Below are 23,281 nucleotides of genomic sequence, written 5' to 3'. Positions count from 1 at the left end.
CCGAGTATCCGGACGGCAACCACAATGCCTGGGATGCCACCTATGCCGATGCGGCGATGTGGGCGTGGCTGTTCGCGCAGCGCCGCTGATCGCGCCGGGTAGTGCCGGCCCCTGGCCGGCTCCCGATAAACCCACAATCGCCGTGTGGTGCCGGCCGCTGGCCGGCTCCCAATAAACCCACATTCGCCGGGTAGTGCCGGCCGCTGGCCGGCTCCCCATAAACCCACAATCCCCCGGTAGTGCCGGTCGCTGGCCGGCTCTGCATGAATCCAACGGCATGGGGAGCCGGCCAGCGACCGGCACTACCGGGGGATGGTGGGTTTATGGGGAGCCGGCCAGCGGCCGGCACTACCCGGCGAATGTGGGTTTATTGGGAGCCGGCCAGCGGCCGGCACCACACGGCGATTGTGGGTTTATCGGGAGCCGGCCAGCGGCCGGCACTACCCGGCGCGATCAGCGGCGCTGCGCGAACAGCCACGCCCACATCGCCGCATCGGCATAGGTGGCATCCCAGGCATTGTGGTTGCCGTCCGGATACTCGGTGTAGCGCACATCGTCGGCGCCCGCCTGGGCGAATGCGGCCTTCAATCGGCGGTCGTCCTCCGGCGGCACCACGTCATCCAGCGCGCCATGGAACATCCAGATCGGCACGTGTTTGAGGCGCTTGGCGATGGCCGCGTACGGATCGGCTTCATGGGCCACGTCCTCCACGAACAGAGTGGGGCGCACCGCGCGTGGGGCCAGCACGGCGCCGCAGACCGGCACGATGGCGGCAAAACGCTGCGGATTGTCCAAGGCGATGTTCCAGCTGCCGTAGCCGCCCATCGACATGCCGGTCAGGTACTGGCGCTGCGGGTCGGCGCCGAACTCGGCAAGGGTGGCATCCAGGGCCGCCAATGCCATCCGGTTGTTGGCCCCCGACCATTCTTCGCCAGCGGGCGCCTGCGGCAACACGACCAGGGCAGGGAAGCGGTCAGCGTGCCGGTGCAGGTAGGGGCCGAGGCCGGCCTTGGTCTGGCGACGGCCGTCGCGGCCACGCTCGCCGGAGCCGTGCAGGAACAGCACCACCGGCAAGGGTCCGGCATCGGCCGCCGCCGCACGCGGCACGAACACCTGGTAGTGCGCCGTGCGCCCCTCAACCTTGACCGCGCGCGCGACGAAGTGGCCGCGCGCTGTCTCCGGGACGCTCGCGCAACCGGTCATGACCATCATCGCCACCGCACCCAGCAGCCACCCACCCCAACGTCGCGCCATTGTCGTGCCCTGATTGAAATCGTTTTCAGTCTAGGCGCCCTGGCGGCGGGGGGCATCTTGYAGTGCATCAGTCCGGGCGCGGCACCGAGGCCAGGATCTCCAGCTGCTCGATCGCCTCGGGATGCCCGTCGGCGGCGGCGGCCTGCACCTGTGCCAGGCTGGGGTGGACCACCAGCAGGATCGGATTCTCGCAGTGCGGGCAGTCGAACTGCGCCTCGTCTTCGTGCAGTTCCATGGGCATCTGGCGCGCGCTGCCCTGCCACTCGCAGGCAGGGCAGGTGTAGCGCGCATCGCGCCAGCCGGGTTGGAAATAGTTGTCCAGGGTCAGGGCCATGCGGGGTCCGGAATCAATGCAGCAGGATCAGGGTGGCCAGGCCGAGGAAGCTGAAGAAGCCCATGACGTCGGTGACCGCGGTGACCACCACGGTACCGGCCACGGCCGGGTCGACGTTCATGCGCTTGAGCATCAGCGGCAGCAGCACGCCGGCCAGGGCGGCCGCGCAGAAGTTGATGACCAGCGCCATGGCGATCACCAGCGACAGCAGGAAACTGTGGAACCACACATAAGCGATGATGCCCACCACCGTGCCGATCAACGTGCCGTTGATCAGCGCCACGCGCGATTCCTTCCACAGCAGGATGCGTGCATTGCTCGGGCCGACCTGGCCCAGCGCGATGCCGCGCACCATCAGGGTCAGCACCTGCACCGCTGCGTTGCCGCCGACGCCGGCCACGATCGGCATCAGCACGGCCAGGGCGACCACCTTCTGCAGGGTCAGCTCGAACTGGCCGATCACGCTGGCGGCCAAGAACGCGGTGCACAGGTTGATGCCCAGCCAGACCACGCGGCCGCGTACGGCGCGCTTGATCGGCGAGAACAGATCTTCTTCTTCGTCCAGGCCGGCGGCGCCCAGCGCCTGGTGCTCGGCCTGCGAACGGATGATGTCGACCACGTCATCGATGGTGATGCGGCCGAGCAGGATGTTGTTGTCGTCCACCACTGGCGCGGACACCCAGTCATGGTCGGAGAACTGCCGGGCCACTTCATCGGCGTTCTCGCCGACGTCGATCGCCGGTTGTTCGTCATCGATCAGCCGGTTGATCGGGGTGTTGTCCTCGTGGGTCACCAGTGCGGCCAGCGATAGCCGGCCCAGGTATTGGTGACGGCGGCTGACCACGAACAGGTGATCGGTGTGGTCGGGCAGTTCGCCGCGCAGGCGCAGGTAGCGCAGCACCACGTCCACGTTGACGTCGGCGCGCACGGTCACCACATCCGGGTTCATCAGGCGGCCGGCGCTGTCCTCGGGATAGGACAGCACCTGCTCAAGCCGCTCGCGGTTCTCGCGGTCCATCGACTTGAGCACTTCATCGATGACCGTATCGGGCAGATCTTCGACCAGGTCGGCAAGGTCATCGATGTCCAGGTCTTCGACCGCGGCGATGATTTCGTCCGGGTCCATGTCGGCCAGCAGGCTTTCGCGCACTTCCTCGCCGACGTGGACCAGCACCTCGCCGTCGTCTTCCGGATCGACCAGGCCCCACACCACCTCGCGCTTGCCCGGCGGCAGCGATTCGAGCAGGTTGCCGATCTCGGCCGGCGCAAGCGTGTTGACCAGCCGGCGCACCGGACCCAGTCGCCCGCTGTCCAGTGCATCGGACAACAGCCGCAGTTGGCGTGCCGTCTTGTCGTGGCGTACGGCTTCGGCCATGGGCAGCTCCTGCGGAAAAGAAAAGGCCGCGATCCGGAACAGGATGCGGCATGTGCGGTGGTCACCGCGTCATTATCGCGTGCTTGTGTGTCAATCGGGTAGGTGCGCAGGCGGCGATGCGCGTGTGGACGCACGCACTCGGCGACGGTGGTGCCGGCCCCCCGCCGGCACCACCGGTCATGCCGTGGCCAGGCCCGCCTTCTCGATCCAGCGTTCAATCCCGCGTCGGTCGCGAGCCTGCAGCAGCTTCGGTGCCATCGCCTGCAACACCGACAGGTCGCTGTCGCGGATCGCGCGGCGCACTTCCAGTAGCGTGCCTGGGTGCAGGCTGAACTCGGTCAAGCCCAGCGCCAGCAGCAGCCGCGTCATCAGCGGGTCGCCGGCGATCTCCCCGCACACCGCCACCGGGATGTCGTAGGCCTGGCCGGTGCGCAGGATATGTGCCAGCAGCCGCACCACCGCCGGATGCAGCGGCGAGTACAGCTCACCGACCGCTTCGTTGTTGCGGTCGGCGGCCAGCAGGTACTGCACCAGGTCGTTGGTGCCGATGGACAGGAAGTCGACCAGGTCGATGAAGCTCTCCAGCGCGATCGCCGCGGCGGGCACTTCGATCATCGCGCCGAACGGGATGTGTTCGGCCACCTCGTAGCCTTCGGCGCGCAGCAGCGCGGCCTGCTTGTGCAGGCGCCGGCGCACCGCCAGGATTTCCTCGCGGGTGCTCACCATGGGGATCAGGATGCGCAGCTTGCCGTAGGCCGACGCGCGCAGGATCGCGCGCAGCTGGGTGTCGGCGACCTTGGGCCGCGCCAACGACAGGCGCACGCCGCGCAGGCCCAGCGCCGGGTTCTCTTCGTTGCTCAGGGTCAGCCCGGTGCGGTCGGCCTTGTCCGCGCCCAGGTCCAGGGTGCGGATGGTGACCGGCCGCCCGCTCATGCCAAGCGCGGCATCGCGGTAGGTTTCGAACTGCTCCTGCTCGTCGGGCAGTTCGTTGCGCTGCAGGAACAGGAATTCGGTACGGTACAGGCCCAGTCCGTGCGCGCCCAGCGCATGCGCCTGGGTGACGTCCTCGCTGGATTCGGCATTGGCCAGCAGGGCGATGTCGACGTTGTCGCGGGTGCGGGTCGGCTTGGTCCGCAGCCGGCCCAGTTCGCGCTGCTCGCGCGCATGCTCACGCAGTCGCAGGCGGTAGTCGCGCAGGTCGGGTGCCTGCGGGTTGATGGTGACGGTACCGTCGCTGCCATCGATGATCAGTACGTCGCCGTCGGCGACCTTCTGCAGCACGTTGGGTACATTGACGATCAGGGGCAGGTGCAGGCTGCGCGCCAGGATCGCACTGTGCGAGAGCGCGCTGCCGCCGGCGGTGACGATGCCGACCACGCCGTGGGCCTGCAGCTGGGCCAGCTCGGAGGGGGCGATGTTGTCGCAGACCAGGATTTCCCCGGCCATCCCTTTGACGTCCGGCGGGCGCTTCTGCAGGAAGGCGTGGATGCGCCCGATCACATGGTCCAGGTCGTCCATGCGGCTCTTCAGGTAGGCATCGTCCATGCCATCGAAGACCTTGGCCAGGCGGTCGCGCTGCACGCGCAGCGCATAGCCGGCGCTGTAGGGACCGCTGCGGATCAGCTCATCCAGGCCAAACAGCAGCTCGGGGTCATCCAGCAGCAGCGCGTGCAGGTCGAGGAATTCGCCGACTTCCTGGTTGAGCGCGCCATGCAGGCGTTGGCGCAGGTCGTGCATTTCGCCGCGGGCCGCTTCCACGGCCACGTGCAGACGCTCCAGCTCAGCCTCGATCTTGCCCGGCGGAATCCGCTGCTCGGCCACTTCCAGCGCATGCGGCAGGCGCACCCGGGCGCGGCCCAGGGCGTTGCCGCGCGAGGCACCGTGGCCGGACAACAGCATCGCCCCGGACGCGGTCCGGGCCGGTGCGGAGGATCCCGGTCGCGGCTGCCCCCCCATGCTCAGCTGTCCTCGTCGAAACGCCGTTCGAACAGTCCCACCACCGCCTCCATCGCGGCGGCTTCATCCTCGCCGTCGATGCGCACGGTGACCGGGGTGCCCTGGCCGGCGGCCAGCAGCATCACGCCCATGATGCTCTTGGCGTTGATCTCGCGGCCCTTGGCGGCCATGGTCACATTGCAGCGGAAAGGCGCCAGCTCCTGCACCAGCTTTGCAGTGGCGCGGGCGTGCAGGCCCAGGCGGTTGGATACGGTGAGTTCACGTTCAAGCATCGTCGACAATCGCTCCATTGCGAGTGCCTGCCGCGGCTGTGGCAGGCAATTGATCCAGTCCCTGTTCCGGATAATTCATCACCCGCAACAACATCGGCAGGCTAAGCGCCGAAACCCGGCGAACCGGGGTGCCCAGACGAGCCAGTTGCCCGGCCAGATTGCTGGGGCTGGCGCCGTACAGGTCGGTCAGGATCAGCACGCCCTGGCCGCTGTCCACCCGGCGCAAGGCGGCCGAGGCGAGCGGTAACAGGACGTCCAGGTCTGCGTCGAACGGTACTTCGAAAGCGTCGGTCTTCAGCGGCAGGTGCCGCAGCAGCCGGGTCGCCACCTCCAGCAGGGAGGTGCCAACGCCAGGATGAGTTACGAGGAGAATGCCACAGGTCATCTTCGAACGTTAACAGGTCAACATGAATTGGGGGTAGGGGGTGGGCCGCATGTGGCGTATCCCGGGTCGAGGCCGTGGGCACGCCGACCCTTGAAAAAGCGCATCCGGGCGCGGAGCAGCCGGCCGGCTGACATAGGAGTGTTCCACGGCCGATGACCGCTACCGCCGTCAATCCTCCTCGCGATGGAAGGTGGCCACTTCGGCCCAGCCCTGGTCGCGGGCATGCCGGGCCATGCGTTCGGCCATGTAGACCGAGCGGTGCTTGCCGCCGGTGCAGCCGAAGGCGACGGTGACATAGCTGCGGGTGTCATTGCCCAGCCGTGGCAGCCAGGTGTCCAGGAAGTCGATCAACTGGGCGGCGTAGCGCTGCACGTCCGGCTGCGCGTCCAGGTGTTCGCGCACGCCGGCATCGCGGCCGGACAACGGGCGCAGCGCCGGGTCCCAGTGCGGGTTGGGCAGCACCCGCACGTCGAACACGAAGTCCGCTTCGGCCGGCACGCCACGCTTGTAGGCGAAGGATTCAAACAGCAGCGACAGCTTGTTGCCATGGGTCATGGCGAACTCGGTGACCACTTTGCGGCGCAGTTGGTGCACGTTGAGCGTGGTGGTGTCGATCACCGCATCGGCGGCACGGCGCAGCGGCGCGGTCAGCTCGCGTTCGCGGGCGATCGCCTCGGGCAATGACAGCCCCAGCTGGCTCAACGGGTGGCGACGACGGGTATCGGCGTAGCGCTTGAGCAGGGTTTCGTCGGTGGCATCGAAGAACAGCAGCTGCGCATCCAGCCCGGCGGCCTGGGCCTCTTCGCGCCAGTGCGACAGCTGGCTCAGATCGCTCTGCCCACGCACGTCGATGCCCACTGCCAGTCGGCGCGGGGCGTCGGCGTCGTGCCCGGCCAGCAGGCTGCGCACGAAGTCGGGCAGCAGGTTGATCGGCAGGTTGTCCGAGCAGTAGTAGTCCAGGTCTTCCAGGGTCTTCAGCGCGACCGTCTTGCCCGAGCCCGACAGCCCACTGACGATGATCAGGGTGGCGGCGGCAGGCGCGGAGGCGGGGGTATTCATGGCGTTCGGCGTTCCAGCAGGTTGCTGTGGCGGGCGATGAACATCGCCGCGGGGTCGATGCCCTTGGTACGTAGAATGTGCAGCCGGGTGGCCGCCTCGGTCAGCACCGACAGGTTGCGGCCGGGCATCACCGGCAGGGTGATCAGCGGCACGTCCAGGTCCAGCACGTGGCGGGTGCCGGAATCGCCGGTCAGGCGCTCGTAGCCGTGCGGGGTGGGTTCGGTCATGGGCTTGGTCAGGTGGACGATCAGCCGAAGGTACTTGTTCTTCTTTACCGCTGTATCACCGAACATCTCGCGCACGTTGAGCACGCCCAGGCCGCGCACTTCCAGCAGGTCCTGCAGCAGCTCGGGGCAGGTGCCGTCGAGCACGTCCGGGGCGATCTGGGTGAACTCGGGGGCGTCATCGGCGACCAGGCGGTGGCCGCGGCTGAGCAGCTCCAGCGCCAGCTCGCTCTTGCCCGAGCCCGCTTCGCCGGTGATCAGCACGCCGATGGAGTAGATCTCCATGAACACGCCATGCAGGATCACCCGCGGCGCCAGCGTGCGCGCCAGGTGGTATGACAGGTGGTTGAGCAGCTCGTGGCCGCGCTTGGGCGAGATCCACAGCGGCGTCTGCGATTCGTCGGCGGCCGCGCGCAGGTCTTCCGGGCAGGGCTGGTTGCGGGTGATCACCAGCGCCAGCGGGTGCGACTGCATGATCCGCTCGATGGTCTCCCAGCGCTGGCGCGAGTCCAGCGAGTCCAGCCAGGACAGTTCCTCGGTCCCCAGGATCTGCACCTTGTTGGGGTAGATCGCGTTGAGGTAGCCGGCCAGCGATGGGCGCCGCGAGACGGTGTTGCCTGCTTCCAGTTCGCGGCGCTCGCCCTGCTTGCCGGCAACCCAGCGCAGGGCCAGGCGGTCGCGCTGCTGTTCGAACAGCTCACGCGCGGTGATGCTGGTGTTCATGCGGCGCTCGCTGGCGGGGGAAATTCGATGACCTGGCGCAGTGCCTCGCCGTCGCGCGCGTCGCGCAGCGCCTGGCGGATGGCCGGCTCGGAGAACAGCTCGGCCAGCTCGGACAGCAGCATCAGGTGTTGATGGGTGTAATGGGCGGGGACGGCGATGGCGAACACCAGGTCCACCGGCTCGTCGCCGCCGAACTCGACCGGGGCTTCCAGTCGCAGCAGGGCGCCGCGGGGACGTTCAAGCAGCGGCGCGCGGCCGTGCGGGATGGCGATGCCATGGCCGATCGCCGTGCTGCCCAGCTGCTCGCGCTGGCACAGGTTCTGGTAGATCTGCTCGGCATTGGCTTCGCGGCAAGCCAGCAGCCGGGCGGCTGCCAGCAGGACGCTGTCGCGATCGGCGGCCGGCAACACTTGCGTGCGCACGGCCGCCAGAAGATCAGTCAAGGGCATGTCAGGGAAAGCGCGAGGACGTCAGTCGTCATTGTCGCCCACGGGCAGCGGTGCGTGCTGCTGTTTTTTCTCCTTGTGCTTGATCACAAGGCGGTCCAGCTTGTCGGCCAGGATGTCGATCGCCGCATACATGGTCTGGCCGCCGGCCTCGGCGTGCAGGGTCTGGCCGGGAACGTTGGCACTGGCATCGGCGTGATGCTCGTTCTTGCGCAGCTCAAGGGTCACCCGAACCTCGCAGTGCTGGTCGAAGTGCTTGCCCAGGCGCTGCAACTTGGTTTCCACGTATTCCTGCAGGGCCGGGGTGACTTCCACGTCTTTGCCAAACGTCTCGATGCGCATCGGGTATCTCCTTTGTTCGGATGTGCCAATGAACCTTCCCGCCAGGCGCGGTGGAGCGTCAGACGATTCGTACCCTTTCGTGCGAGGCGGAAATGTTCATGGCCTCACGATACTTCGCCACGGTGCGGCGCGCCACCGGTATTCCGGTGGTCTTGAGCAGGTCAGCCAGCTTGGCGTCAGAAAGCGGCTTGCGCGGGTTCTCGTCGTCGATCAGGCGCCGGATCATGGCCTGGATGGCGGTGCTGGAGGCTTCGCCGCCGCTGTCGGTGTCGATGCCGGAGGCGAAGAACGCGCGCAGCGGCAGGGTGCCACGCGGGGTGCGCACGTACTTGCGGGCGATGGCGCGGGAAATGGTGGATTCGTGCAGGCCCAGTTCGCCGGCGACCTCGCGCAGGGTCAGCGGGCGCAGCGCCTGTTCGCCGAACTCCAGGAACGCGGCCTGCTGCTGCAGCAGGCTGCGCATCACCCTCAGCAGGGTTTCGCCACGCGCCTCCAGGCCCTTGAGCAGCCAGCGCGCTTCCTGCAGGTGGGCGCGCAGGTAGCCGGCGTCGGCGTCACCGCAACGGCGGATCATCTGCTCGTAGCCGCGGTGGATCACCACCTTCGGTCCGGCATGGGCGGCCAGGGCGGCGCGCCACACCCCGTTCTGGCGCCAAACCACGCAATCGGGCACCACGTAGCTGTCATGGGCCAGCTCGCCGATCTGGGTCCCTGGACGCGGGTCCAGCGAGCGCAGCAGCTGCACGGCGGTGTCGACCTCGGCCAGCGGTTCGCGCAGTTCCTGCGCCAACCCGGCCACGCCACTGCGTGGCAACCGTTCCAGCGGGCCGTCGGCGATGCGCCGGGCCAGCGCCAGGCCGGGGGTATCGGCGGACAGCACGTCCAGCTGCAGCTGCAGGCATTCGCCCAGGCTGCGCGCGCCGACTCCGATCGGGTCGAAGCGCTGGATCTGGTGCAGCACGGTCAGTATTTCGGCTTCATCGGCGTGAATGGCCGGGAGCAGCGTGTCGGCGATGGCCGACAGTGGCTCGCGCAGGTAGCCGTCGTCTTCGAAGGCGTCGATCAGCGCCGCGCCGATGCTGCGGTCGCGCGTGGACAGGTGCGACAGGTGCAGCTGCCACAGCAGGTGGTCGGCCAGGCTTTCGGTTTCGGCCACGCGCTCGGCAGCGCTGCCGTTGTCGTCATCGTCGAACGAGCCACCGCTGTTGCCGCTGCTCCAGTCGCCTTCACCGGGCGACCAGTCGTCGCTGGCCGAGGCCTGGTGCTCGCCGTCGGTGTGCGTGTCGGCCGGTGTCGGCGGGCGCTCGTCGTCGCTGGGCGCAACGTCCAGCGTCGGCTCGGCGTTCTCGGCCCAGTCCAGCAGCGGGTTGGTCTCCACCGCCTCGGCGATTTCCAGCTCCAGTTCTGCGCTGGACATCTGCAACAGCTTGATGGCCTGACGCAGCTGCGGCGTCATGACCAGTTGTTGTCCCAGCGATGTCTGCAGCCGTGCTTTCATGCCTGTGCCGAACGGAAGGAAGGCGTTGCGGCGGCCGCTGGATCAGAGCTTGAAGGTGTCCCCAAGGTAGACGCGGCGGACGTCGGCGTTGGCCAGGATCTCGTCCGGCGCGCCCTGTGCCAGCACGCTGCCTTCGTTGAGGATATACGCGCGGTCGCAGATTCCCAAGGTTTCGCGGACATTGTGGTCGGTGATCAGCACGCCGATGCCACGCTGCTTGAGATGGGTGACGATGCGCTGGATTTCACCGACCGAGATCGGGTCGACACCGGCGAAGGGTTCGTCGAGCAGGATCAGGCGCGGTTTGGCGGCCAGCGCGCGGGCGATTTCACAGCGGCGGCGCTCGCCACCGGAGAGGCTGGCACCGAGCTGGTCGGCCACGTGGTTGATCTGCAGTTCGTCCAGCAGGCTGGCCAGTTCCTTTTCGCGGCCGGCCTTGTCCAGGTCTTCGCGCAGTTCCAGCACCAGGCGCAGGTTGTCGGCCACGGTCAGCTTGCGGAACACCGACGGTTCCTGCGGCAGGTAGCCCACGCCCTGCTTGGCGCGGGTATACATCGGGTCGCTGGTGATGTCCTTGCCGTCCAGCACGATGCTGCCGGCGTCGGTCTCGACCAGACCGACGATCATGTAGAAGCAGGTGGTCTTGCCGGCACCGTTGGGGCCGAGCAGGCCGACCACTTCACCGGCCTCCAGGGTCAGGCCGAAATCCTTGACCACTTCGCGCTGCTTGTAGCGCTTGCGCAGACCTTTGGCGACGAGCATTACTTCTTGCTCCCGGCGGTGGGAACGGTGGTCTTGGTTGCCGGCGTGGCGGCTGCCGGGGCGGCGGTCTTGTTCTTGGGCGGGATCACGGTGCGCACGCGGGTGCCGTCGCCGCCGCTGTTCATCTCGCCGGTGCGGGTGTTGTAGGTCATCTTCTGGCCGGCATTGGTGCCACGCGCGCTCTTGACGTGGTAGTTGCCGGTCATGGTCAGCACTTCGGACTTGATGTCGTAGTCGATGCGGTCGGCGCTGGCGTCCATCCAGGTGCCGTCATCGAGCTGCTGCTTGAGCTTGGCCTGCTTGCCGGTAAACACCGCGCGCACCGCCTCGCCGTCCTTCATGTAGATCTCCGCGTCCGAAGAGCGCAGGTCCAGGGTGCCCTGGGTGACGATCACGCCCTGGGAAAGCACGGTCTTGCCGTCTCCGACCAGTGTGCCGGACTGGGCGCCGGCGTCGATGGCCATGTCTTCGTTGCGGTCCGTGGACTTCGCGCTGGCGGCGAAGGGGACCAGAAGGCTGATCGCGCAGGCGGCTGCAAATAGGATCTTCATGGAGTTGGTTTGTCCTGCCAGTGTAGGGGGCGTGGCCGGGGGCGGCCGGGCATTGTCGGGGTCGTGGCCAGGCGGGTGGGCCTGGCCGGTGAGTCGGGTGGTGCTGTGCCGCCGGCGCCGGTCCAGAGGACGTCGCCCGGGCGGCACCGGCTCAGCGTTGGGGCGTGTAGCGGCCCTTGGACTGGCTCAGGAAGGTGTAGGTCTTGCTCTTGGAATCCAGCTCGAAGCCGACCCCGGACTGGGTCATGCCCGGGCGGGTCATGGTGACCAGGGCGTCGGTCTTGGCGCGGTTTTCCTTGGGGAACACGTCCAGGTGGTCGGTACGGAAGGTAGTCGGCGGCACGCTGGGCACCTTCGGGCTGTCGCCGCTGACGTTGCCGGTCAGCTTGAGCTGTTCGCCGTTGGCGCTCACCCAGCCTTTTTCGCTGCGCAGTTCCCAGTGGTTACCTTCGTTGTCGGGCAGCAGGAACAGCGGGGTGACGATGCTCATCGTCTCATCGCTGCGCAGGCGCTCCAGCAGCGGGGCCTGCAGGGTGGTGGATTCCTTGCCCTGGTCGTCCAGCGCCACGATCTGGAAGTCGTGCAGCACATAGTCCTTGGTGCCGTCGTCGGTGACGTCGGCAGCCGGCTTGTCGCGGTGGCGCAGCAGCGACCAGCCGCTGAGCAGCGCGGCGACCAGCAGCAGGGCGCCCAAGGCGTTGCGCCAGGTCATGCGCCGAACCTCGCCAGCACCGCATCCACATGGCCCTGCGCGGCCAGCAGCACGTCGCACAGCTCGCGTGCGGCGCCACGGCCGCCGTCGGCACGGGTCTGCCAGTGCACGCGCTCGGCGATCCACGGATGGGCGTTGGCCGGCGCGACGGCCAGGCCGACCGCGCACAGCGGCGCCAGGTCGGGCAGGTCATCGCCCATGAACGCGACCTGCTCCAGGCCGATGCCATGGGTGTCGCACAGTGCACGCACGCTGGCGAGCTTGTCGCCGACCGCGATCTGGGTGTCGATGCCCAGGTCCGCGCCGCGCTTCTGCGCGGACAGGCTGTTGCGCGCGGTGATCAACACCGGGTGGATGCCGTGCTGCTGCAGCAGTTTCAGGCCAAGTCCGTCCTGCACGTAATACGCCTTGCTCTCGTTGCCGTCACGGTCGTAGTAGAGCCGACCATCGGTGAGCGTGCCGTCCACGTCGAAGCAGGCCAGCCGGATACGGCCGGCGATGGCATGCAGGTGGGACGGGAAACCGGGCAGCGGGGAATAGGGCATCGGCAGGGGGCAGGTTGGCTGAATGGAGGAAGGGAACTGTGGTTTAAACCACCCGCGCCCGCAACAGGTCATGAATGTTGAGTGCGCCGACCAGCCGGCCGGCGGCGTCGACCACCATCAGGCCGGTGATCTTGTGGGTTTCCATCAGCCGGGCGGCCTCGGCGGCGAGCTGGTCGGCGCCGATGGTGCGCGGATTGCGGGTCATCACCTCGGCGATCTTCGCACTGCGCACGTCCAGATCGGTATCCAGCGCGCGGCGCAGGTCGCCGTCGGTGAACAGGCCGATCAGGCGGTCGTCGGCATCGACCACGGCGGTCATGCCCAACCGCTTGCGGCTCATCTCCACCAGGGCCTCGCTGAGCGTGGCGCCCGCGTCCACGCGCGGCAGTTCCTCGCCGCTGTGCATCACATCGGTGATGTGCAGCAGCAGCCGGCGGCCGAGGCTGCCGGCGGGGTGCGAGCGGGCGAAATCGTCGGCGGTGAAGCCGCGCGCGTCCAGCAGGGCCACCGCCAGCGCATCGCCCATCGCCAGCGAGGCGGTGGTGCTGGAGGTGGGGGCCAGCGCCAGCGGGCAGGCCTCGGCTGGCACGCTGACATCCAGATGAACGTCGGCCGCCAGGGCCAGGCTGGACTGCGGCCGGCCGGTCATGGCGATCAGCCGGTTGCCCTGGCGCTTGAGCACGGGCAGCAGCATCAGCAGCTCGTCGGACTCGCCCGAGTAGGACAGCGCCACCACGACATCGGCCTCGGTGATCATGCCGAGGTCGCCGTGGCCGGCTTCACCGGGGTGCACGTAGAACGCCGGGGTGCCGGTGGACGCCAGCGTAGCGGCGATCTTGCGCGCCACATGGCCGGATTTGCCCATGCCGGTGGCCACCACCCGGCCCTTGCCCTGCAGGATCAGCTGGCAGGCCTGGCTGAAGGCATCGCCGAGGCGATCGGCGACGGCGGCCAGGGCATCGGCCTCGATCTGGAACACGCGGCGGCCGCTGGCGACCAGTGCCGCAGGGTCGGCCGGATGAGGGAGCAGGGGCGATACAGCCATGCGGGCGCCACGCGGAAGAGTAGAATGAGCGCTCATTTTATTAGGAAAGCCCGTTGGACGCCGAGACCATCCGCAATCTGATCGAAACCGGCCTCCCCGGCGCCCGCGCGGACGTGCAGGGCGACGATGGCGTGCACTTCGAGGCCACCGTGGTCTGCGACGCTTTTGCCGGCAAACTGCCGCTGGCGCGCCACCGCATGGTCTATGCCACCCTGGGCGATCTGATGGGCGGGGCGATCCACGCGCTGGCGCTGAAGACCGTGACCCCGGGCGAAGCGGGTTAGTCCGCGGACCGATTAGATCAGCCGACCAACGGTCGGCTCTACCTCATTCAAAGTAGACTCCATGGCCAAGATCGTAGTGACCGGCGGCAAGCCGCTGCACGGTGAAGTGAACATTTCCGGCGCCAAGAACGCCGTCCTCCCCATCCTGTGCGCCACCCTGCTGGCCGATGCGCCGGTGGAGATCACCAACGTGCCGCACCTGCACGATGTGGTCACCACGGTGAAGCTGCTCGGCGAACTGGGGGCCAAGGTCACCATCGACCAGGGCACGCTGTCGCGTGGCAGCGCGATCGTGGTCGATCCGCGCCCGGTCAACCAGCACGTGGCCCCGTACGAACTGGTGCGCACCATGCGCGCCTCGATCCTGGTGCTGGGCCCGCTGCTGGCCCGCTTCGGCGCGGCCGAAGTGTCGCTGCCCGGCGGCTGCGCGATCGGCTCGCGGCCGGTGGACCAGCACATCAAGGGCCTGCAGGCCCTCGGTGCGGAGATCACCGTCGAGAACGGCTTCATCAAGGCCCAGGCCAAGCGCCTGAAGGGCGCGCACTTCACCTTCGACATGGTCAGCGTCACCGGCACCGAGAACGTGCTGATGGCCGCCGTGCTGGCTGAAGGCACCACCGTGCTCGACAATGCCGCGATGGAGCCGGAAGTCACCGACCTGGCGCACTGCCTGATCGCGCTCGGCGCGAAGATCGAAGGCCTGGGCACCGCCCGCCTGGTGATCGAAGGCGTGGAAAAGCTGTCCGGCGGCCGTCATGAAGTGCTGCCCGACCGCATCGAGACCGGCACCTTCCTGGTCGCCGCGGCGATGACCGGCGGCAAGGTCACCGTCAACCGCGCGCGCCCGAACACGATGGACGCGGTGCTGTCCAAGCTGGTCGAAGCCGGTGCGCACATCGAAACCACCGACGACAGCATCACCCTGGACATGGGCGGCAAGCGCCCGCGTGCGGTCAACCTGACCACCGCGCCGTACCCGGCCTTCCCGACTGACATGCAGGCGCAGTTCATGGCGCTCAACTGCGTGGCCGATGGCGTGGGCGTGATCAACGAAACGATCTTCGAAAACCGCTTCATGCACGTCAACGAGCTGCTGCGCCTGGGCGCGGACATCCAGGTCGAAGGACATACCGCGATCATCCGTGGCGCTGAAACGCTCAGTGGCGCGCCGGTCATGGCCACCGACCTGCGCGCGTCGGCCTCGCTGATCCTGGCCGGTCTGATGGCCGAGGGTGACACCACCATCGACCGCATCTACCACCTGGACCGCGGCTACGAGAACATCGAAGAGAAGCTGTCCTCGCTGGGCGCGACCATCCGGCGCGTAGCCGCATGATCCTGCGCGGCAAGTTCACCCGCCGCCGCAAGGCGCTGCTGGTGCTGGTACTGGTGGTGCTGGCGTGGCTGGGCTACGCCTGGTATGCCGACATCGCCATCACCCAGGGCATCGAGCAGCAGGACATGGACTGGAACGCCGACGGCACGGTCAGCCGCACCGAAGTGCTGCAGGCGTTCTACGCGGTGGGCGTGACCAACAAGCAGGAAGGCAACCGGCATTGCCGCACCTTCTACTGGCGCAACAACGGCGAGCAGATCCGCGTGGACTGCAAGACGGTGTTTGGCGAAGAGGCCAAAAAGGAATGAAAAAACGCCCGCGCAAGCGGGCGTTTTTTTTGATCGTTGGCGTCCCGGTAGTGCCGGCCGTTGGCCGGCTCGCCGATGCGGTTGATGGTGCCTGCAGCCGACCAACGGTCGGCTCTACCTTTGCCGGTGATTGGCCTGCAGCCGACCAACGGTCGGCTCTACCTTTGCCGGTGATTGGCCTGCAGCCGAGCAACGGTCGGCTCTACTAGTTCATGCCCTTGATCGTCAGGTCCAGCGCATCCTTGCCGCTTTCCCGCTGCAGCAGGCGGGCCGGCACCGGGAACTCCGGCACGATCCAGGCGATCAGTTCCTTGTTGCCATCGGTACGCGAGACCTTGGTGGCATCGTAGGACTTGCCCGCGACGGTGATCTTCTCCTTGCCGACCACCTTGTAGCTCATCGGCTTGATCCGGCCTTCGTCGACCATGCGGTAGTTCAACGGCTTGCCGGCGGCCAGGTCGCGCGCGATCGCCAGATTGATCAGCAATGCGTCCATGTCACCGGCCTTCAGCGCCACCGGGCCACGGCGGTCCGGCTTGACGTCGCCGGTCCAGGTGGCCTGGTTGCTGGACCAGTTGTAGGTGGCATCCACATTGCGCTTCTTGACCAGCAGCACCGAGCGGTCGTTGCTGCTCAGCGGGCGCAGGCGACCGTTGGCTTCCTCGAACACCGTGCTCTGGCTGAGATCGGCCAGCTGGTTCTTGACGTTGAGGCTGTAGCGCCACTTGTTGGCGCCTTCGCTGGCCAGGGTCATGGTGCCATTGGCCTGCATGCCCATGTAGCTGGCCTGGTAGTCGGCCTTGAAGGGTTGCAGGGCCATGGCCGGCAGGCTGACTACGGCCAGGGCGCCAGCGGCGATCCAGGTCAGCGGACGGTTCATCAGGTTCATGCTCAGACTCCTTGGTATTCGATCAGGCGCAGATCAATCCGATCTTCGCCATCTTCGCGTTGCAGGATGCGCACCGGCGTGGGAACACCGTTGGCGATCCAGAGGATGGTTTCGTCATTGCCGCCGTTGGTCCGATGGACCCGCAGCGCGTTGTAGGAGAGCTCGCCGACCTGCACGTTCTCGGTGTCGGGGGCGGCCTGGTAGTCGTGCTGGCGCACGCGGCCGACATCAACGTAGCGGTAGTGCATCTGCCCGCCCGGACGGGCGTCGCGCATGATCGCCAGGTTGATCAGCAGCGCGCTTTGATCGCCGGGTTGCAGCGGGATCGGCTGGGTGCGTTCCTTCTTCAGGTCGCCCAGCCACTGCGCGGTGCCGGCCTGCCAGTTGTAGGTGCCGCTGACCTTCTTGCCCAGAAACAGGCCTTTGCGCACGGTGGCCTGGCTGATGGGCACGTAGGTGTCGCCCTGTTTTTCGAAGACCGTGCTCTGTTCCAGGTTCAAACCGAGCACGCTGGCAAAGCCGCGCCGGCCGACCACCTGCATGTCCACCCGCCACTGCGCGCCGCCGGTGTGGGTGACGCGCATGGTGGCGTCACCGGCTTCCTTGCCCTTGTACAGGGCCTGGTAGGTGGCGGTGAACGGTTCCAGCGCGGGCGCCTCCCAGCTGATCGCAGGCATTGCCGGGGGCGCGGCCGGGGCCGGCGGCTCCTGCGCCTGTGCGATGGCCACGGTGCACAGCAGGGATGCAAGCAGCAGCACGGGCTTGGACGGGGAGGTCTTCATGCGGGCAGGGAAAGAAGGGAGGGAAGAGGATGCCAGCGAACGGATCAGCAGCGCGTGTGCGTGCCGGTCACGCGTTCAGCTTGCCGGCGCAATCTAGGCGCAGCGGCCTAAACAGGGGGTGACCGTCGACCTGCAGTTGCCCCTCACGTTCAGCCACGCGGCCGGCCACCAGCCACTGCAGGCTGGCGATCAGCAGCGGATGTTCCACCGCCAGCACGCGCTGGGCCAGGGTTTCGGCGGTGTCGCCGGGCGCTACCGGCACCCGCGCCTGGGCCAGTACGGTGCCGGCATCCAGCTCGGGCACCACGAAGTGCACGCTGGCGCCGTGCTCGGCATCGCCGGCCTCCAGCGCGCGCCCATGCGTATGCAGGCCCTTGTAGAGCGGCAGCAGGGAGGGATGGATGTTGACCAGCCGACCGTCGAAGCGTTCAACGAAATGCCGGCCGAGGATGCGCATGTAACCGGCGCAGACCACCCAATCCGGCGCGAAGCCGGCCAGCGCATCGCCGAGCGCGGCATCGAACGCGTCGCGGTCGGCGAAGTCCCGGGGCGAGCGTGCCCAGCGCTGTTCGGCCGCCACGTGCTGCAACGCAGGCGCCTCGGGCTTGTCCGACAGCACCGCGACCACCTCGGCATCGAGCTGGCCGGCGCCGATCGCGGCGAGGATCGCCTGCAGGTTGCTGCCACGGCCAGAGGCCAGCACCGCGATGCGGCTGCGCGTACGCATCACCGCGCCTCCCGGCGTGCCAACGGCCACACCAGCAGGCTGCCCAGCGTGGCCAGCAGCATGTCCGCGTGCGCATCCCACATGTCACCCTGCTGGCCGTTGTAGGCCTCGGCTGCTTCGGGCGACAACAGCAGCGCGATGCCCCATTCCAGCCATTCGTAGGCCAGGCTGGAACACATGATCGCCATCACCGACAGGGTGAAGGCCTGGCCGATGCGCAGGGCCGGCCAGCCATGCCGGACCAGCTGTACCAGCGCCGGGGTGAAGCACAGGCCGTAGAGCAGGTGGATCAGCCGGTCGAAGTGGTTGCGCTGCCAGCCGAACGCCACGTTCGGCGACCAGCCGGTCGCGGCCTGCAGCCAGGCGTCGTAGGGCACATTGGAATAGAGCCAGCGCGCGGCCACGCAGTGGATGGCGATGAAGGCGCAGATCGCGATAAAGGCGCCATTGCCCAGCCGCCAGCGGCGATCCACCCACCACAGCGCGGCCAGCCCGATCACCGCGAGCGAGCCGTGCAATGCCTGTTCGGCCGGCCACAGTGGATGCACCCAGGTGGCGGCGAACACGGCCAGCACCCCGGCGAACGCGGTCTTCTTGGCAATGGACATGGGCGCGACGATTCGGCGGGGGAGGGTCATGGCGGGCGGTGGCGGCGGATCAGGGCGTCGGTGCGAGCGGGGTCGCAGTGCCCAGGAAGCTTTCGCGTACCGGGGCGCGTGACAGCACCATCAGGGTGAACACCCCCAGCACCGTGCCCAGCGGCATGCACAGACAGCTCAGGCCGGCCACCACCATGCACAGCGTGTGGCGGCGACGCTGCATCAGGCAACGCCCGGCGAACACCATGAGGCCGGCCAGCGTCATGCCGGCGAGGATGAAGAACAGCGACATCACCACGAACATCACCCCGACCGCTTCGGCACCCAGCGCGCCCGACGCACCACCATCGAGCGGCATCGAGCCGCTCAGCAGCGCGATGCCGAGGAACAGGTAGATCAGCGGAAACAGCGAGAAAAAGGCCACGAAGCCGGCCAGCACGTAATGCAGGATCGACAGCGTGCGCAGCTGCGACACGTCGTTGTGCGACAGTCGCGCAGCCGGCACGGCCGGCGGCGAGGCCGGCAGCGTCGGTGGCGTGTCGGCCTCCAGGCGGGGCGCCACGACGTGGATCAGCCGATCCGCACGCGTTCGGCACCGCTGGCGGTGGTGACTTCACCGATCGTCCAGTGATCCAGGCCCTGCGCGGAGACGGCGGCGGAGACGGCCTGGACCTGGTCGGCGGCCACGATCAGCACGAAGCCGATGCCGCAGTTGAAGGTGCGCCACATCTCGGCGTCCGCCACGGCGCCTTCCTTCTGCAGCCACTGGAACACCGGCGGCAGGGTCCAGGCATCGGCCTGGATGTTCAGGCCAAGGCCTTCAGGCACCACACGGATGATGTTCTCGGTCAGGCCGCCGCCGGTGATGTGGGCCATGCCGTGAATGGCCGCGCCGTGGCTCTTCAGCAGCGCCAGGATCGGCTTGACGTACAGGCGGGTCGGGGCCATCAGTGCATCGACCAGCTTGACCCCGCCCTCCAGCTCAAGGTCGGCCGGCTGGCCGGCGCGGTCGTAGATGCGGCGCACCAGCGAATAACCGTTGGAGTGCGGGCCGGAGGAGGCGATGCCGATCAGCACATCGCCGGCGGCCACGCTGGCGCCGTCTTTCAGCTCGCTCTTTTCGACACCGGCGACGGTGAAGCCGGCCAGGTCATACTCGCCGGGGGCGTACATGTCCGGCATTTCAGCGGTTTCGCCGCCGATCAGCGCGCAGCCGGCCTCGGTGCAGCCGTTGGCGATGCCGCCCACGACCGCTGCGGCGGTGTCGATGTCCAGCTTGCCGGTCGCGAAGTAATCCAGGAAGAACAGCGGTTCGGCGCCCTGCACCAGCACGTCGTTCACGCACATGGCGACCAGATCGATGCCGATCGTGTCGTGGCGGCCCAGCTGTTGTGCCAGCTTCAGCTTCGTGCCAACGCCGTCCGTGCCCGACACCAGCACCGGCTCGCGGTACTTGTTGGACAGGTCGAACAGGGCCCCGAAGCCACCCAGCCCGCCCATCACTTCAGGGCGGAAGCTGCGCTTGACCAGCGGCTTGATGCGCTCGACCAGTTCGTTGCCCGCGTCGATGTCGACGCCGGCGTCGCGGTAGGTCAGGGGAGAGGGATTGGACGGGGAATTGGTCACGGGCGTCGGCGCTGCGCTGGGGTGAAAGCGCGATTTTAACAGGCCACGTTGGCGCGCAGGCCCTATTCGGGCAACAATTCCCCCCGGATACGCTCAATGGAAGTCCTGATGCGCCGCAGCCTCTTTTTGATGATGCTCCTCACGCTATGCCTGCCGGTGGCCACGATGGCCCAGAGCGGGCTGCGTACCGAAGGCGACGTGGCCACTGCCAGCGGTGCTTACGAGGCCGAAGTACCGGTCAACAGCCAGGCCGATGCCGACCGCAACGGCGCCCTGTCGCGCGCGCTGGGCGTGGTGCTGGGCAAGTTGTCCGGCGACCGCAGCGTCATGGCGCGCCCGGGTGTGGCCCAGGCCCTGCGCGGGGCCAAGGACTACGTGGCCAGTTATGACTACCGCCAGGACCAGAGCACCTCGGCCAGCGGTGCCCCCAGTTTCCGCACCATGCTGGTGGCCCGGTTCCGCGAGGATGAGGTGGACGGCCTGATCTCCGCGCTGGGCCTGCCGTTGTGGCCGCAGCCGCGGCCCAAGCCGGTGGTCTGGCTGGCCATCGACGACGGCTCCGGCCCGCGTCTGGTCAGCGTGCAGCAGGCCAATGCGGCACGCCCGCTGCTGGCCCGTGCGGTCGAGCGTGGCTACAAGCTGGGCCTGCCCGGCGGCAGCGCGGCCGAACAGGCACTGGTCGGCGCGATCTGGCGTCAGGACACCGCTGCGGTGGCGCGCGCGTCCTCGCGCTACGCCCCGCCGATGCAGCTGGTGGGCAAGCTGTACCGCGCCAACGGCGGCTGGGTGGCCGACTGGGTGTTCGTGGACGGTGGCAAGGAACTGAACAAGTGGACCACCAAGGACAGCGATGCCCGCCGGGCCATGGCCGGCGGTGCTGACGGCACTGCCGATGCGCTGGTGCGCCGGTATGCCAAGGCCGGTGTCGCCACGGGTGCGGCTGGCAGCTACACCATCGCGGTGACCGGGCTGGACAGCGCCGAGGATTACCTGCGCCTGGCTGCGGGCCTGCGCGAGAACCCGGTGGTGCGCAACATCACCCCGCTGCGTGCCTCGGGCAACCGCCTGGAGCTGTCGCTGGACATGACCACCGGCCTGGCCGGCCTGAACCGCATGCTGGGCGACAACGGCGTGATCGTGCCGCTGGCCCCGCTGCCGGTGCCGATCGATCCCAATGAAGCGCCCGGCACCCCGCCGCCCCCGGCCAGCAACGAGTACCGCCTGCGATGATCCTGACCCCCGAAGCGGAGATCGCGCAGTTCCTGCGCCGCCTCAAGTACGTCCTGGTGGCGCTGGCGGCCGGTTGGGTGATCTGGTTGTTGGGCCCGATCCTGACCCCGTTCGTGCTCGCCCTGGCGCTGGCCTGGCTGGGCGACCCGCTGGTCGACCGGATCGAGGCGACCGGTCGTTCGCGCAATACCGGCGTGGTGCTGGTGTTCGTGGCGATGATCCTGATGATCACCGCCGCGCTGCTGATCCTGGTGCCGATGATCGAACGCCAGATCGCCACGCTGGTGGCGGCCATTCCGCAGGCGCAGCAGTGGCTGATGCAGACCGGCATTCCCTGGTTCGAGCAGAAGACCGGCCTGGAGATCATGCAGTGGATGGATCCGGACCGCCTGATCGAGTGGGTGCGCAGCCATTGGCAGCAGGCGGGCGGCTTCGCCAAGACGTTCTTCGGCTACGTCTCGCGTTCGGGCTTCACGATGGTGACCTGGGTGGTCAACATCCTGCTGCTGCCGATCCTGGCGTTCTACTTCCTGCGTGACTGGGACAAGCTGGTCGAACGGGTGGCCTCGATGATCCCGCGCAATCACATCGGCACCATCACCAAGCTGGCCCGCGAATCGGACGAAGTGCTGGGTGCGTTCATCCGTGGCCAGTTCCTGGTGATGATCGCGCTGGGCGTGGTGTACGCCGCCGGCCTGTCGTTGGTGGGCCTGAAGCTGGGCCTGTTGATCGGCCTGGTGGCCGGCCTGATCAGCTTCATCCCGTACCTGGGCGCGACCACCGGCATCGTGATGGCCATTGCCGCCGCGCTGGTGCAGGCGCAGGGCTTCGACCTCAAGCTGCTGATCCTGGTCGGTGTCGTGTTCACCGTGGGCCAGCTGCTGGAAAGCTACGTGCTGACCCCGCGCATCGTCGGCGACAAGATCGGCCTGCATCCGGTGGCGGTGATCTTCGCGGTGATGGCCGGCGGCCAGCTGTTCGGTTTCCTCGGCATGCTGCTGGCACTGCCGGTGGCGGCGGTCAGCAACGTGCTGCTGCGCTACGCGCACCAGCGTTACCGGCAGAGTGACCTGTACGCCGGCGAGCGCTCGGCGATCGTGCTGGATTCCTACATCGACAAGCCGACGATCATTGTCGAGACCTCACCGAAGGCGCCTGACCCGCAGTGAGTGTCGTCCCGCAGCTGCCRCTCGCCCTGCGCTATCCGCAGGACGAGCGCCTGGAAACCTTCATCGGCGCACCCGACGGTGCGCTGGCGCAGCTGCGTGCCATCGCGGTGGGCGCCGCGCACGACTGGGTGTACCTGGAAGGCGCGGCCGGCACCGGCAAGACCCACCAGGCGCTGGCGATGTGTTCGCTCGCCGAACAGGCTGGCCGGCAGCCGACCTACCTGCCGCTGAAGGCGGTGGTGGGGCGTACCCGCGCCGCGCTGGAGTCGCTGGAAGGCCGCGACCTGGTCGCGCTGGATGGGCTGGATGCAGTGGCCGGCCAGCGCGAGGACGAGGTGGCGCTGTTCGATTTCCACAACCGTGCGCGCAGCGCCGGCATTACCCTGCTGTATACCGCCCAGCACGGCCCGGACCAGCTGGGCCTGGTGCTGCCCGACCTGCGTTCGCGCCTGCAGCAGTGCGTGCGCCTGCAGCTGCAGCCGCTGGATGACGAAGGCCGCGCGGCGGTGTTGCGCGAGCGCGCGCTGCGGCGTGGACTGGCGATCGACGAAGCGGCGATCGAATGGCTGTTGACCCACACCGGCCGCGAGCTGGGCAGCCTGGTAAGCCTGCTGGACTGGCTGGACCGTGAATCCATGGCCGCGCAGCGGCGCATCACCGTGCCGTTCCTGCGGCAGGTGCTGGAAGATGGCCCGCCCCGGTTGTAGAGCCGACCGTTGGTCGGCTGCTCAGGACACGGCCCCCACCGTGTAGAGCCGACCGTTGGTCGGCTGCTCAGGACACGGCCCCCCACCGTGTAGAGCCGACCGTTGGTCCGGCCCCCCACCGTGTAGAGCCGACCGTTGGTC

Annotated in this window: 28 protein-coding genes and 1 pseudogene; 7 read left to right on the top strand and 22 right to left on the bottom strand. The window is 67.9% G+C overall.

The window, feature by feature from the left end; translation table 11 throughout:
- A pseudogene (locus AC1DR7_RS16810) lies at window positions 1-89 on the top strand (phospholipase); the annotation flags it as partial.
- A 364-nt stretch (window positions 90-453) separates the two neighbouring features.
- Here AC1DR7_RS16810 and AC1DR7_RS16805 read toward each other — a convergent pair.
- The 16 genes from AC1DR7_RS16805 to AC1DR7_RS16730 all read right to left on the bottom strand — a co-directional run bounded on the left by AC1DR7_RS16805 (window position 454) and on the right by AC1DR7_RS16730 (window position 13,483).
- The gene (locus tag AC1DR7_RS16805; protein WP_478052944.1) at window positions 454-1,254 is read right to left on the bottom strand and encodes a carboxylesterase family protein; all 801 of its coding nucleotides are present in this window, start codon (window positions 1,252-1,254) and stop codon (window positions 454-456) included.
- Between the two features lie 67 nt (window positions 1,255-1,321).
- Window positions 1,322-1,588 (bottom strand): hypothetical protein, encoded by a 267-nt coding sequence (locus AC1DR7_RS16800; protein ID WP_457395104.1) that lies wholly within the window; start codon window positions 1,586-1,588, stop codon window positions 1,322-1,324.
- 13 nt (window positions 1,589-1,601) lie between these two features.
- Entirely contained in the window at window positions 1,602-2,963 is a 1,362-nt protein-coding gene (mgtE, locus tag AC1DR7_RS16795; RefSeq protein ID WP_256775711.1) for a magnesium transporter, read from the bottom strand.
- A 177-nt stretch (window positions 2,964-3,140) separates the two neighbouring features.
- On the bottom strand, window positions 3,141-4,862 hold the full coding sequence (gene ptsP, locus AC1DR7_RS16790; RefSeq protein ID WP_457318918.1) for a phosphoenolpyruvate--protein phosphotransferase: 1,722 nt from the start codon (window positions 4,860-4,862) through the stop codon (window positions 3,141-3,143).
- Between the two features lie 59 nt (window positions 4,863-4,921).
- Window positions 4,922-5,191, bottom strand: a complete 270-nt coding sequence (locus AC1DR7_RS16785) for an HPr family phosphocarrier protein (RefSeq protein ID WP_256775713.1) — start codon at window positions 5,189-5,191, stop codon at window positions 4,922-4,924.
- On the bottom strand, window positions 5,184-5,576 hold the full coding sequence (locus AC1DR7_RS16780) for a PTS sugar transporter subunit IIA (protein ID WP_256775714.1): 393 nt from the start codon (window positions 5,574-5,576) through the stop codon (window positions 5,184-5,186). The genes AC1DR7_RS16785 and AC1DR7_RS16780 overlap by 8 nt, the downstream gene beginning before the upstream one ends.
- A gap of 168 nt (window positions 5,577-5,744) precedes the next feature.
- Complete coding sequence (gene rapZ / locus AC1DR7_RS16775; RefSeq protein WP_478076565.1) at window positions 5,745-6,635, bottom strand: RNase adapter RapZ; 891 nt, start codon at window positions 6,633-6,635, stop codon at window positions 5,745-5,747.
- Complete coding sequence (gene hprK / locus AC1DR7_RS16770; protein WP_256775716.1) at window positions 6,632-7,582, bottom strand: HPr(Ser) kinase/phosphatase; 951 nt, start codon at window positions 7,580-7,582, stop codon at window positions 6,632-6,634. Before hprK ends, rapZ begins: the two co-directional genes overlap by 4 nt.
- Window positions 7,579-8,031, bottom strand: a complete 453-nt coding sequence (locus AC1DR7_RS16765) for a PTS sugar transporter subunit IIA (RefSeq protein ID WP_256775717.1) — start codon at window positions 8,029-8,031, stop codon at window positions 7,579-7,581. Before AC1DR7_RS16765 ends, hprK begins: the two co-directional genes overlap by 4 nt.
- A gap of 21 nt (window positions 8,032-8,052) precedes the next feature.
- A complete protein-coding gene (gene hpf, locus AC1DR7_RS16760) occupies window positions 8,053-8,370 on the bottom strand; it encodes a ribosome hibernation-promoting factor, HPF/YfiA family (protein ID WP_256775718.1) in 318 nt (105 codons plus the stop codon).
- A 58-nt stretch (window positions 8,371-8,428) separates the two neighbouring features.
- Window positions 8,429-9,826 carry an RNA polymerase factor sigma-54 gene (locus AC1DR7_RS16755; RefSeq protein ID WP_457318919.1) on the bottom strand — a complete coding sequence of 466 codons (1,398 nt, stop codon included), beginning with the start codon at window positions 9,824-9,826 and terminating at the stop codon, window positions 8,429-8,431.
- 84 nt (window positions 9,827-9,910) lie between these two features.
- Window positions 9,911-10,630, bottom strand: a complete 720-nt coding sequence (gene lptB, locus AC1DR7_RS16750; protein ID WP_019185407.1) for an LPS export ABC transporter ATP-binding protein — start codon at window positions 10,628-10,630, stop codon at window positions 9,911-9,913.
- A complete protein-coding gene (gene lptA, locus AC1DR7_RS16745; RefSeq protein WP_256775720.1) occupies window positions 10,630-11,181 on the bottom strand; it encodes a lipopolysaccharide transport periplasmic protein LptA in 552 nt (183 codons plus the stop codon). Before lptA ends, lptB begins: the two co-directional genes overlap by 1 nt.
- 151 nt (window positions 11,182-11,332) lie before the next feature.
- Window positions 11,333-11,893, bottom strand: coding sequence for an LPS export ABC transporter periplasmic protein LptC (gene lptC, locus AC1DR7_RS16740; protein WP_256775721.1), 561 nt, complete (start codon window positions 11,891-11,893; stop codon window positions 11,333-11,335).
- Complete coding sequence (locus tag AC1DR7_RS16735) at window positions 11,890-12,438, bottom strand: KdsC family phosphatase (RefSeq protein ID WP_256775722.1); 549 nt, start codon at window positions 12,436-12,438, stop codon at window positions 11,890-11,892. The genes lptC and AC1DR7_RS16735 overlap by 4 nt, the downstream gene beginning before the upstream one ends.
- 43 nt (window positions 12,439-12,481) lie before the next feature.
- Window positions 12,482-13,483: a KpsF/GutQ family sugar-phosphate isomerase gene (locus AC1DR7_RS16730; RefSeq protein WP_256775723.1), complete on the bottom strand. Its 1,002-nt coding sequence runs from the start codon at window positions 13,481-13,483 to the stop codon at window positions 12,482-12,484.
- 53 nt (window positions 13,484-13,536) lie between these two features.
- Between AC1DR7_RS16730 and AC1DR7_RS16725 the strand changes: the two genes are divergently transcribed.
- The 3 genes from AC1DR7_RS16725 to AC1DR7_RS16715 all read left to right on the top strand — a co-directional run bounded on the left by AC1DR7_RS16725 (window position 13,537) and on the right by AC1DR7_RS16715 (window position 15,411).
- A complete protein-coding gene (locus tag AC1DR7_RS16725; RefSeq protein ID WP_038689964.1) occupies window positions 13,537-13,767 on the top strand; it encodes a BolA family protein in 231 nt (76 codons plus the stop codon).
- Window positions 13,768-13,828: 61 nt separating this feature from the next.
- Window positions 13,829-15,103 (top strand): UDP-N-acetylglucosamine 1-carboxyvinyltransferase, encoded by a 1,275-nt coding sequence (murA, locus tag AC1DR7_RS16720; RefSeq protein ID WP_256775724.1) that lies wholly within the window; start codon window positions 13,829-13,831, stop codon window positions 15,101-15,103.
- Entirely contained in the window at window positions 15,100-15,411 is a 312-nt protein-coding gene (locus tag AC1DR7_RS16715; RefSeq protein ID WP_256775725.1) for an EF-hand domain-containing protein, read from the top strand. The genes murA and AC1DR7_RS16715 overlap by 4 nt, the downstream gene beginning before the upstream one ends.
- Window positions 15,412-15,616: 205 nt before the next feature.
- On the opposite strand, the gene AC1DR7_RS16710 is transcribed toward AC1DR7_RS16715, so the two are convergent.
- From AC1DR7_RS16710 to purM, 6 genes are all read right to left on the bottom strand, one after another.
- Window positions 15,617-16,300, bottom strand: coding sequence for a DUF3108 domain-containing protein (locus tag AC1DR7_RS16710; RefSeq protein ID WP_256775726.1), 684 nt, complete (start codon window positions 16,298-16,300; stop codon window positions 15,617-15,619).
- Between the two features lie 2 nt (window positions 16,301-16,302).
- Window positions 16,303-17,082, bottom strand: coding sequence for a DUF3108 domain-containing protein (locus AC1DR7_RS16705; protein WP_256775727.1), 780 nt, complete (start codon window positions 17,080-17,082; stop codon window positions 16,303-16,305).
- A 67-nt stretch (window positions 17,083-17,149) separates the two neighbouring features.
- Window positions 17,150-17,809, bottom strand: coding sequence for a phosphoribosylglycinamide formyltransferase (purN, locus tag AC1DR7_RS16700; RefSeq protein ID WP_478076564.1), 660 nt, complete (start codon window positions 17,807-17,809; stop codon window positions 17,150-17,152).
- Window positions 17,809-18,417: a DUF2238 domain-containing protein gene (locus AC1DR7_RS16695; protein ID WP_457319474.1), complete on the bottom strand. Its 609-nt coding sequence runs from the start codon at window positions 18,415-18,417 to the stop codon at window positions 17,809-17,811. Before AC1DR7_RS16695 ends, purN begins: the two co-directional genes overlap by 1 nt.
- A gap of 49 nt (window positions 18,418-18,466) precedes the next feature.
- Window positions 18,467-18,934: a hypothetical protein gene (locus AC1DR7_RS16690; protein WP_457319477.1), complete on the bottom strand. Its 468-nt coding sequence runs from the start codon at window positions 18,932-18,934 to the stop codon at window positions 18,467-18,469.
- A gap of 44 nt (window positions 18,935-18,978) precedes the next feature.
- Window positions 18,979-20,004, bottom strand: coding sequence for a phosphoribosylformylglycinamidine cyclo-ligase (gene purM, locus AC1DR7_RS16685; protein ID WP_256775758.1), 1,026 nt, complete (start codon window positions 20,002-20,004; stop codon window positions 18,979-18,981).
- Between the two features lie 138 nt (window positions 20,005-20,142).
- Here purM and AC1DR7_RS16680 point away from each other — a divergent pair, with 138 nt between their 5' ends.
- The 3 genes from AC1DR7_RS16680 to hda are packed head-to-tail and all read left to right on the top strand — an operon-like array spanning window position 20,143 to window position 23,140.
- Window positions 20,143-21,264 (top strand): DUF2066 domain-containing protein, encoded by a 1,122-nt coding sequence (locus AC1DR7_RS16680; protein WP_457319475.1) that lies wholly within the window; start codon window positions 20,143-20,145, stop codon window positions 21,262-21,264.
- Window positions 21,261-22,433 (top strand): AI-2E family transporter, encoded by a 1,173-nt coding sequence (locus AC1DR7_RS16675; protein ID WP_256775731.1) that lies wholly within the window; start codon window positions 21,261-21,263, stop codon window positions 22,431-22,433. The genes AC1DR7_RS16680 and AC1DR7_RS16675 overlap by 4 nt, the downstream gene beginning before the upstream one ends.
- On the top strand, window positions 22,430-23,140 hold the full coding sequence (gene hda / locus AC1DR7_RS16670; protein ID WP_457319476.1) for a DnaA regulatory inactivator Hda: 711 nt from the start codon (window positions 22,430-22,432) through the stop codon (window positions 23,138-23,140). Before AC1DR7_RS16675 ends, hda begins: the two co-directional genes overlap by 4 nt.
- Window positions 23,141-23,281: the final 141 nt, after the last annotated feature.

This window comes from Stenotrophomonas sp. P5_A9 (assembly GCF_056400525.1).
Note: the sequence above shows the minus strand (reverse complement) of the source record. Positions and strands in the feature narration are given on the sequence as shown.

Excerpts from the sequence above, each read along its gene's own strand:
- AC1DR7_RS16695 (WP_457319474.1), bottom strand. The coding sequence starts at position 18,417 with ATGTCCATTGCCAAGAAGACCGCGTTCGCCGGGGTGCTGGCCGTGTTC.
- AC1DR7_RS16755 (WP_457318919.1), bottom strand. The coding sequence starts at position 9,826 with ATGACGCCGCAGCTGCGTCAGGCCATCAAGCTGTTGCAGATGTCCAGC.
- murA (WP_256775724.1), top strand. The coding sequence starts at position 13,829 with ATGGCCAAGATCGTAGTGACCGGCGGCAAGCCGCTGCACGGTGAAGTG.
- mgtE (WP_256775711.1), bottom strand. The coding sequence starts at position 2,963 with ATGGCCGAAGCCGTACGCCACGACAAGACGGCACGCCAACTGCGGCTG.
- lptB (WP_019185407.1), bottom strand. The coding sequence starts at position 10,630 with ATGCTCGTCGCCAAAGGTCTGCGCAAGCGCTACAAGCAGCGCGAAGTG.
- lptA (WP_256775720.1), bottom strand. The coding sequence starts at position 11,181 with ATGAAGATCCTATTTGCAGCCGCCTGCGCGATCAGCCTTCTGGTCCCC.
- AC1DR7_RS16710 (WP_256775726.1), bottom strand. The coding sequence starts at position 16,300 with ATGAACCTGATGAACCGTCCGCTGACCTGGATCGCCGCTGGCGCCCTG.
- ptsP (WP_457318918.1), bottom strand. The coding sequence starts at position 4,862 with ATGCTGTTGTCCGGCCACGGTGCCTCGCGCGGCAACGCCCTGGGCCGC.
- hpf (WP_256775718.1), bottom strand. The coding sequence starts at position 8,370 with ATGCGCATCGAGACGTTTGGCAAAGACGTGGAAGTCACCCCGGCCCTG.
- AC1DR7_RS16680 (WP_457319475.1), top strand. The coding sequence starts at position 20,143 with ATGCGCCGCAGCCTCTTTTTGATGATGCTCCTCACGCTATGCCTGCCG.
- AC1DR7_RS16805 (WP_478052944.1), bottom strand. The coding sequence starts at position 1,254 with ATGGCGCGACGTTGGGGTGGGTGGCTGCTGGGTGCGGTGGCGATGATG.
- AC1DR7_RS16780 (WP_256775714.1), bottom strand. The coding sequence starts at position 5,576 with ATGACCTGTGGCATTCTCCTCGTAACTCATCCTGGCGTTGGCACCTCC.
- AC1DR7_RS16785 (WP_256775713.1), bottom strand. The coding sequence starts at position 5,191 with ATGCTTGAACGTGAACTCACCGTATCCAACCGCCTGGGCCTGCACGCC.
- AC1DR7_RS16800 (WP_457395104.1), bottom strand. The coding sequence starts at position 1,588 with ATGGCCCTGACCCTGGACAACTATTTCCAACCCGGCTGGCGCGATGCG.
- AC1DR7_RS16730 (WP_256775723.1), bottom strand. The coding sequence starts at position 13,483 with ATGGCTGTATCGCCCCTGCTCCCTCATCCGGCCGACCCTGCGGCACTG.
- AC1DR7_RS16735 (WP_256775722.1), bottom strand. The coding sequence starts at position 12,438 with ATGCCCTATTCCCCGCTGCCCGGTTTCCCGTCCCACCTGCATGCCATC.
- AC1DR7_RS16675 (WP_256775731.1), top strand. The coding sequence starts at position 21,261 with ATGATCCTGACCCCCGAAGCGGAGATCGCGCAGTTCCTGCGCCGCCTC.
- purN (WP_478076564.1), bottom strand. The coding sequence starts at position 17,809 with ATGCGTACGCGCAGCCGCATCGCGGTGCTGGCCTCTGGCCGTGGCAGC.
- AC1DR7_RS16705 (WP_256775727.1), bottom strand. The coding sequence starts at position 17,082 with ATGAAGACCTCCCCGTCCAAGCCCGTGCTGCTGCTTGCATCCCTGCTG.
- AC1DR7_RS16765 (WP_256775717.1), bottom strand. The coding sequence starts at position 8,031 with ATGCCCTTGACTGATCTTCTGGCGGCCGTGCGCACGCAAGTGTTGCCG.
- AC1DR7_RS16715 (WP_256775725.1), top strand. The coding sequence starts at position 15,100 with ATGATCCTGCGCGGCAAGTTCACCCGCCGCCGCAAGGCGCTGCTGGTG.
- hprK (WP_256775716.1), bottom strand. The coding sequence starts at position 7,582 with ATGAACACCAGCATCACCGCGCGTGAGCTGTTCGAACAGCAGCGCGAC.
- rapZ (WP_478076565.1), bottom strand. The coding sequence starts at position 6,635 with ATGAATACCCCCGCCTCCGCGCCTGCCGCCGCCACCCTGATCATCGTC.
- lptC (WP_256775721.1), bottom strand. The coding sequence starts at position 11,893 with ATGACCTGGCGCAACGCCTTGGGCGCCCTGCTGCTGGTCGCCGCGCTG.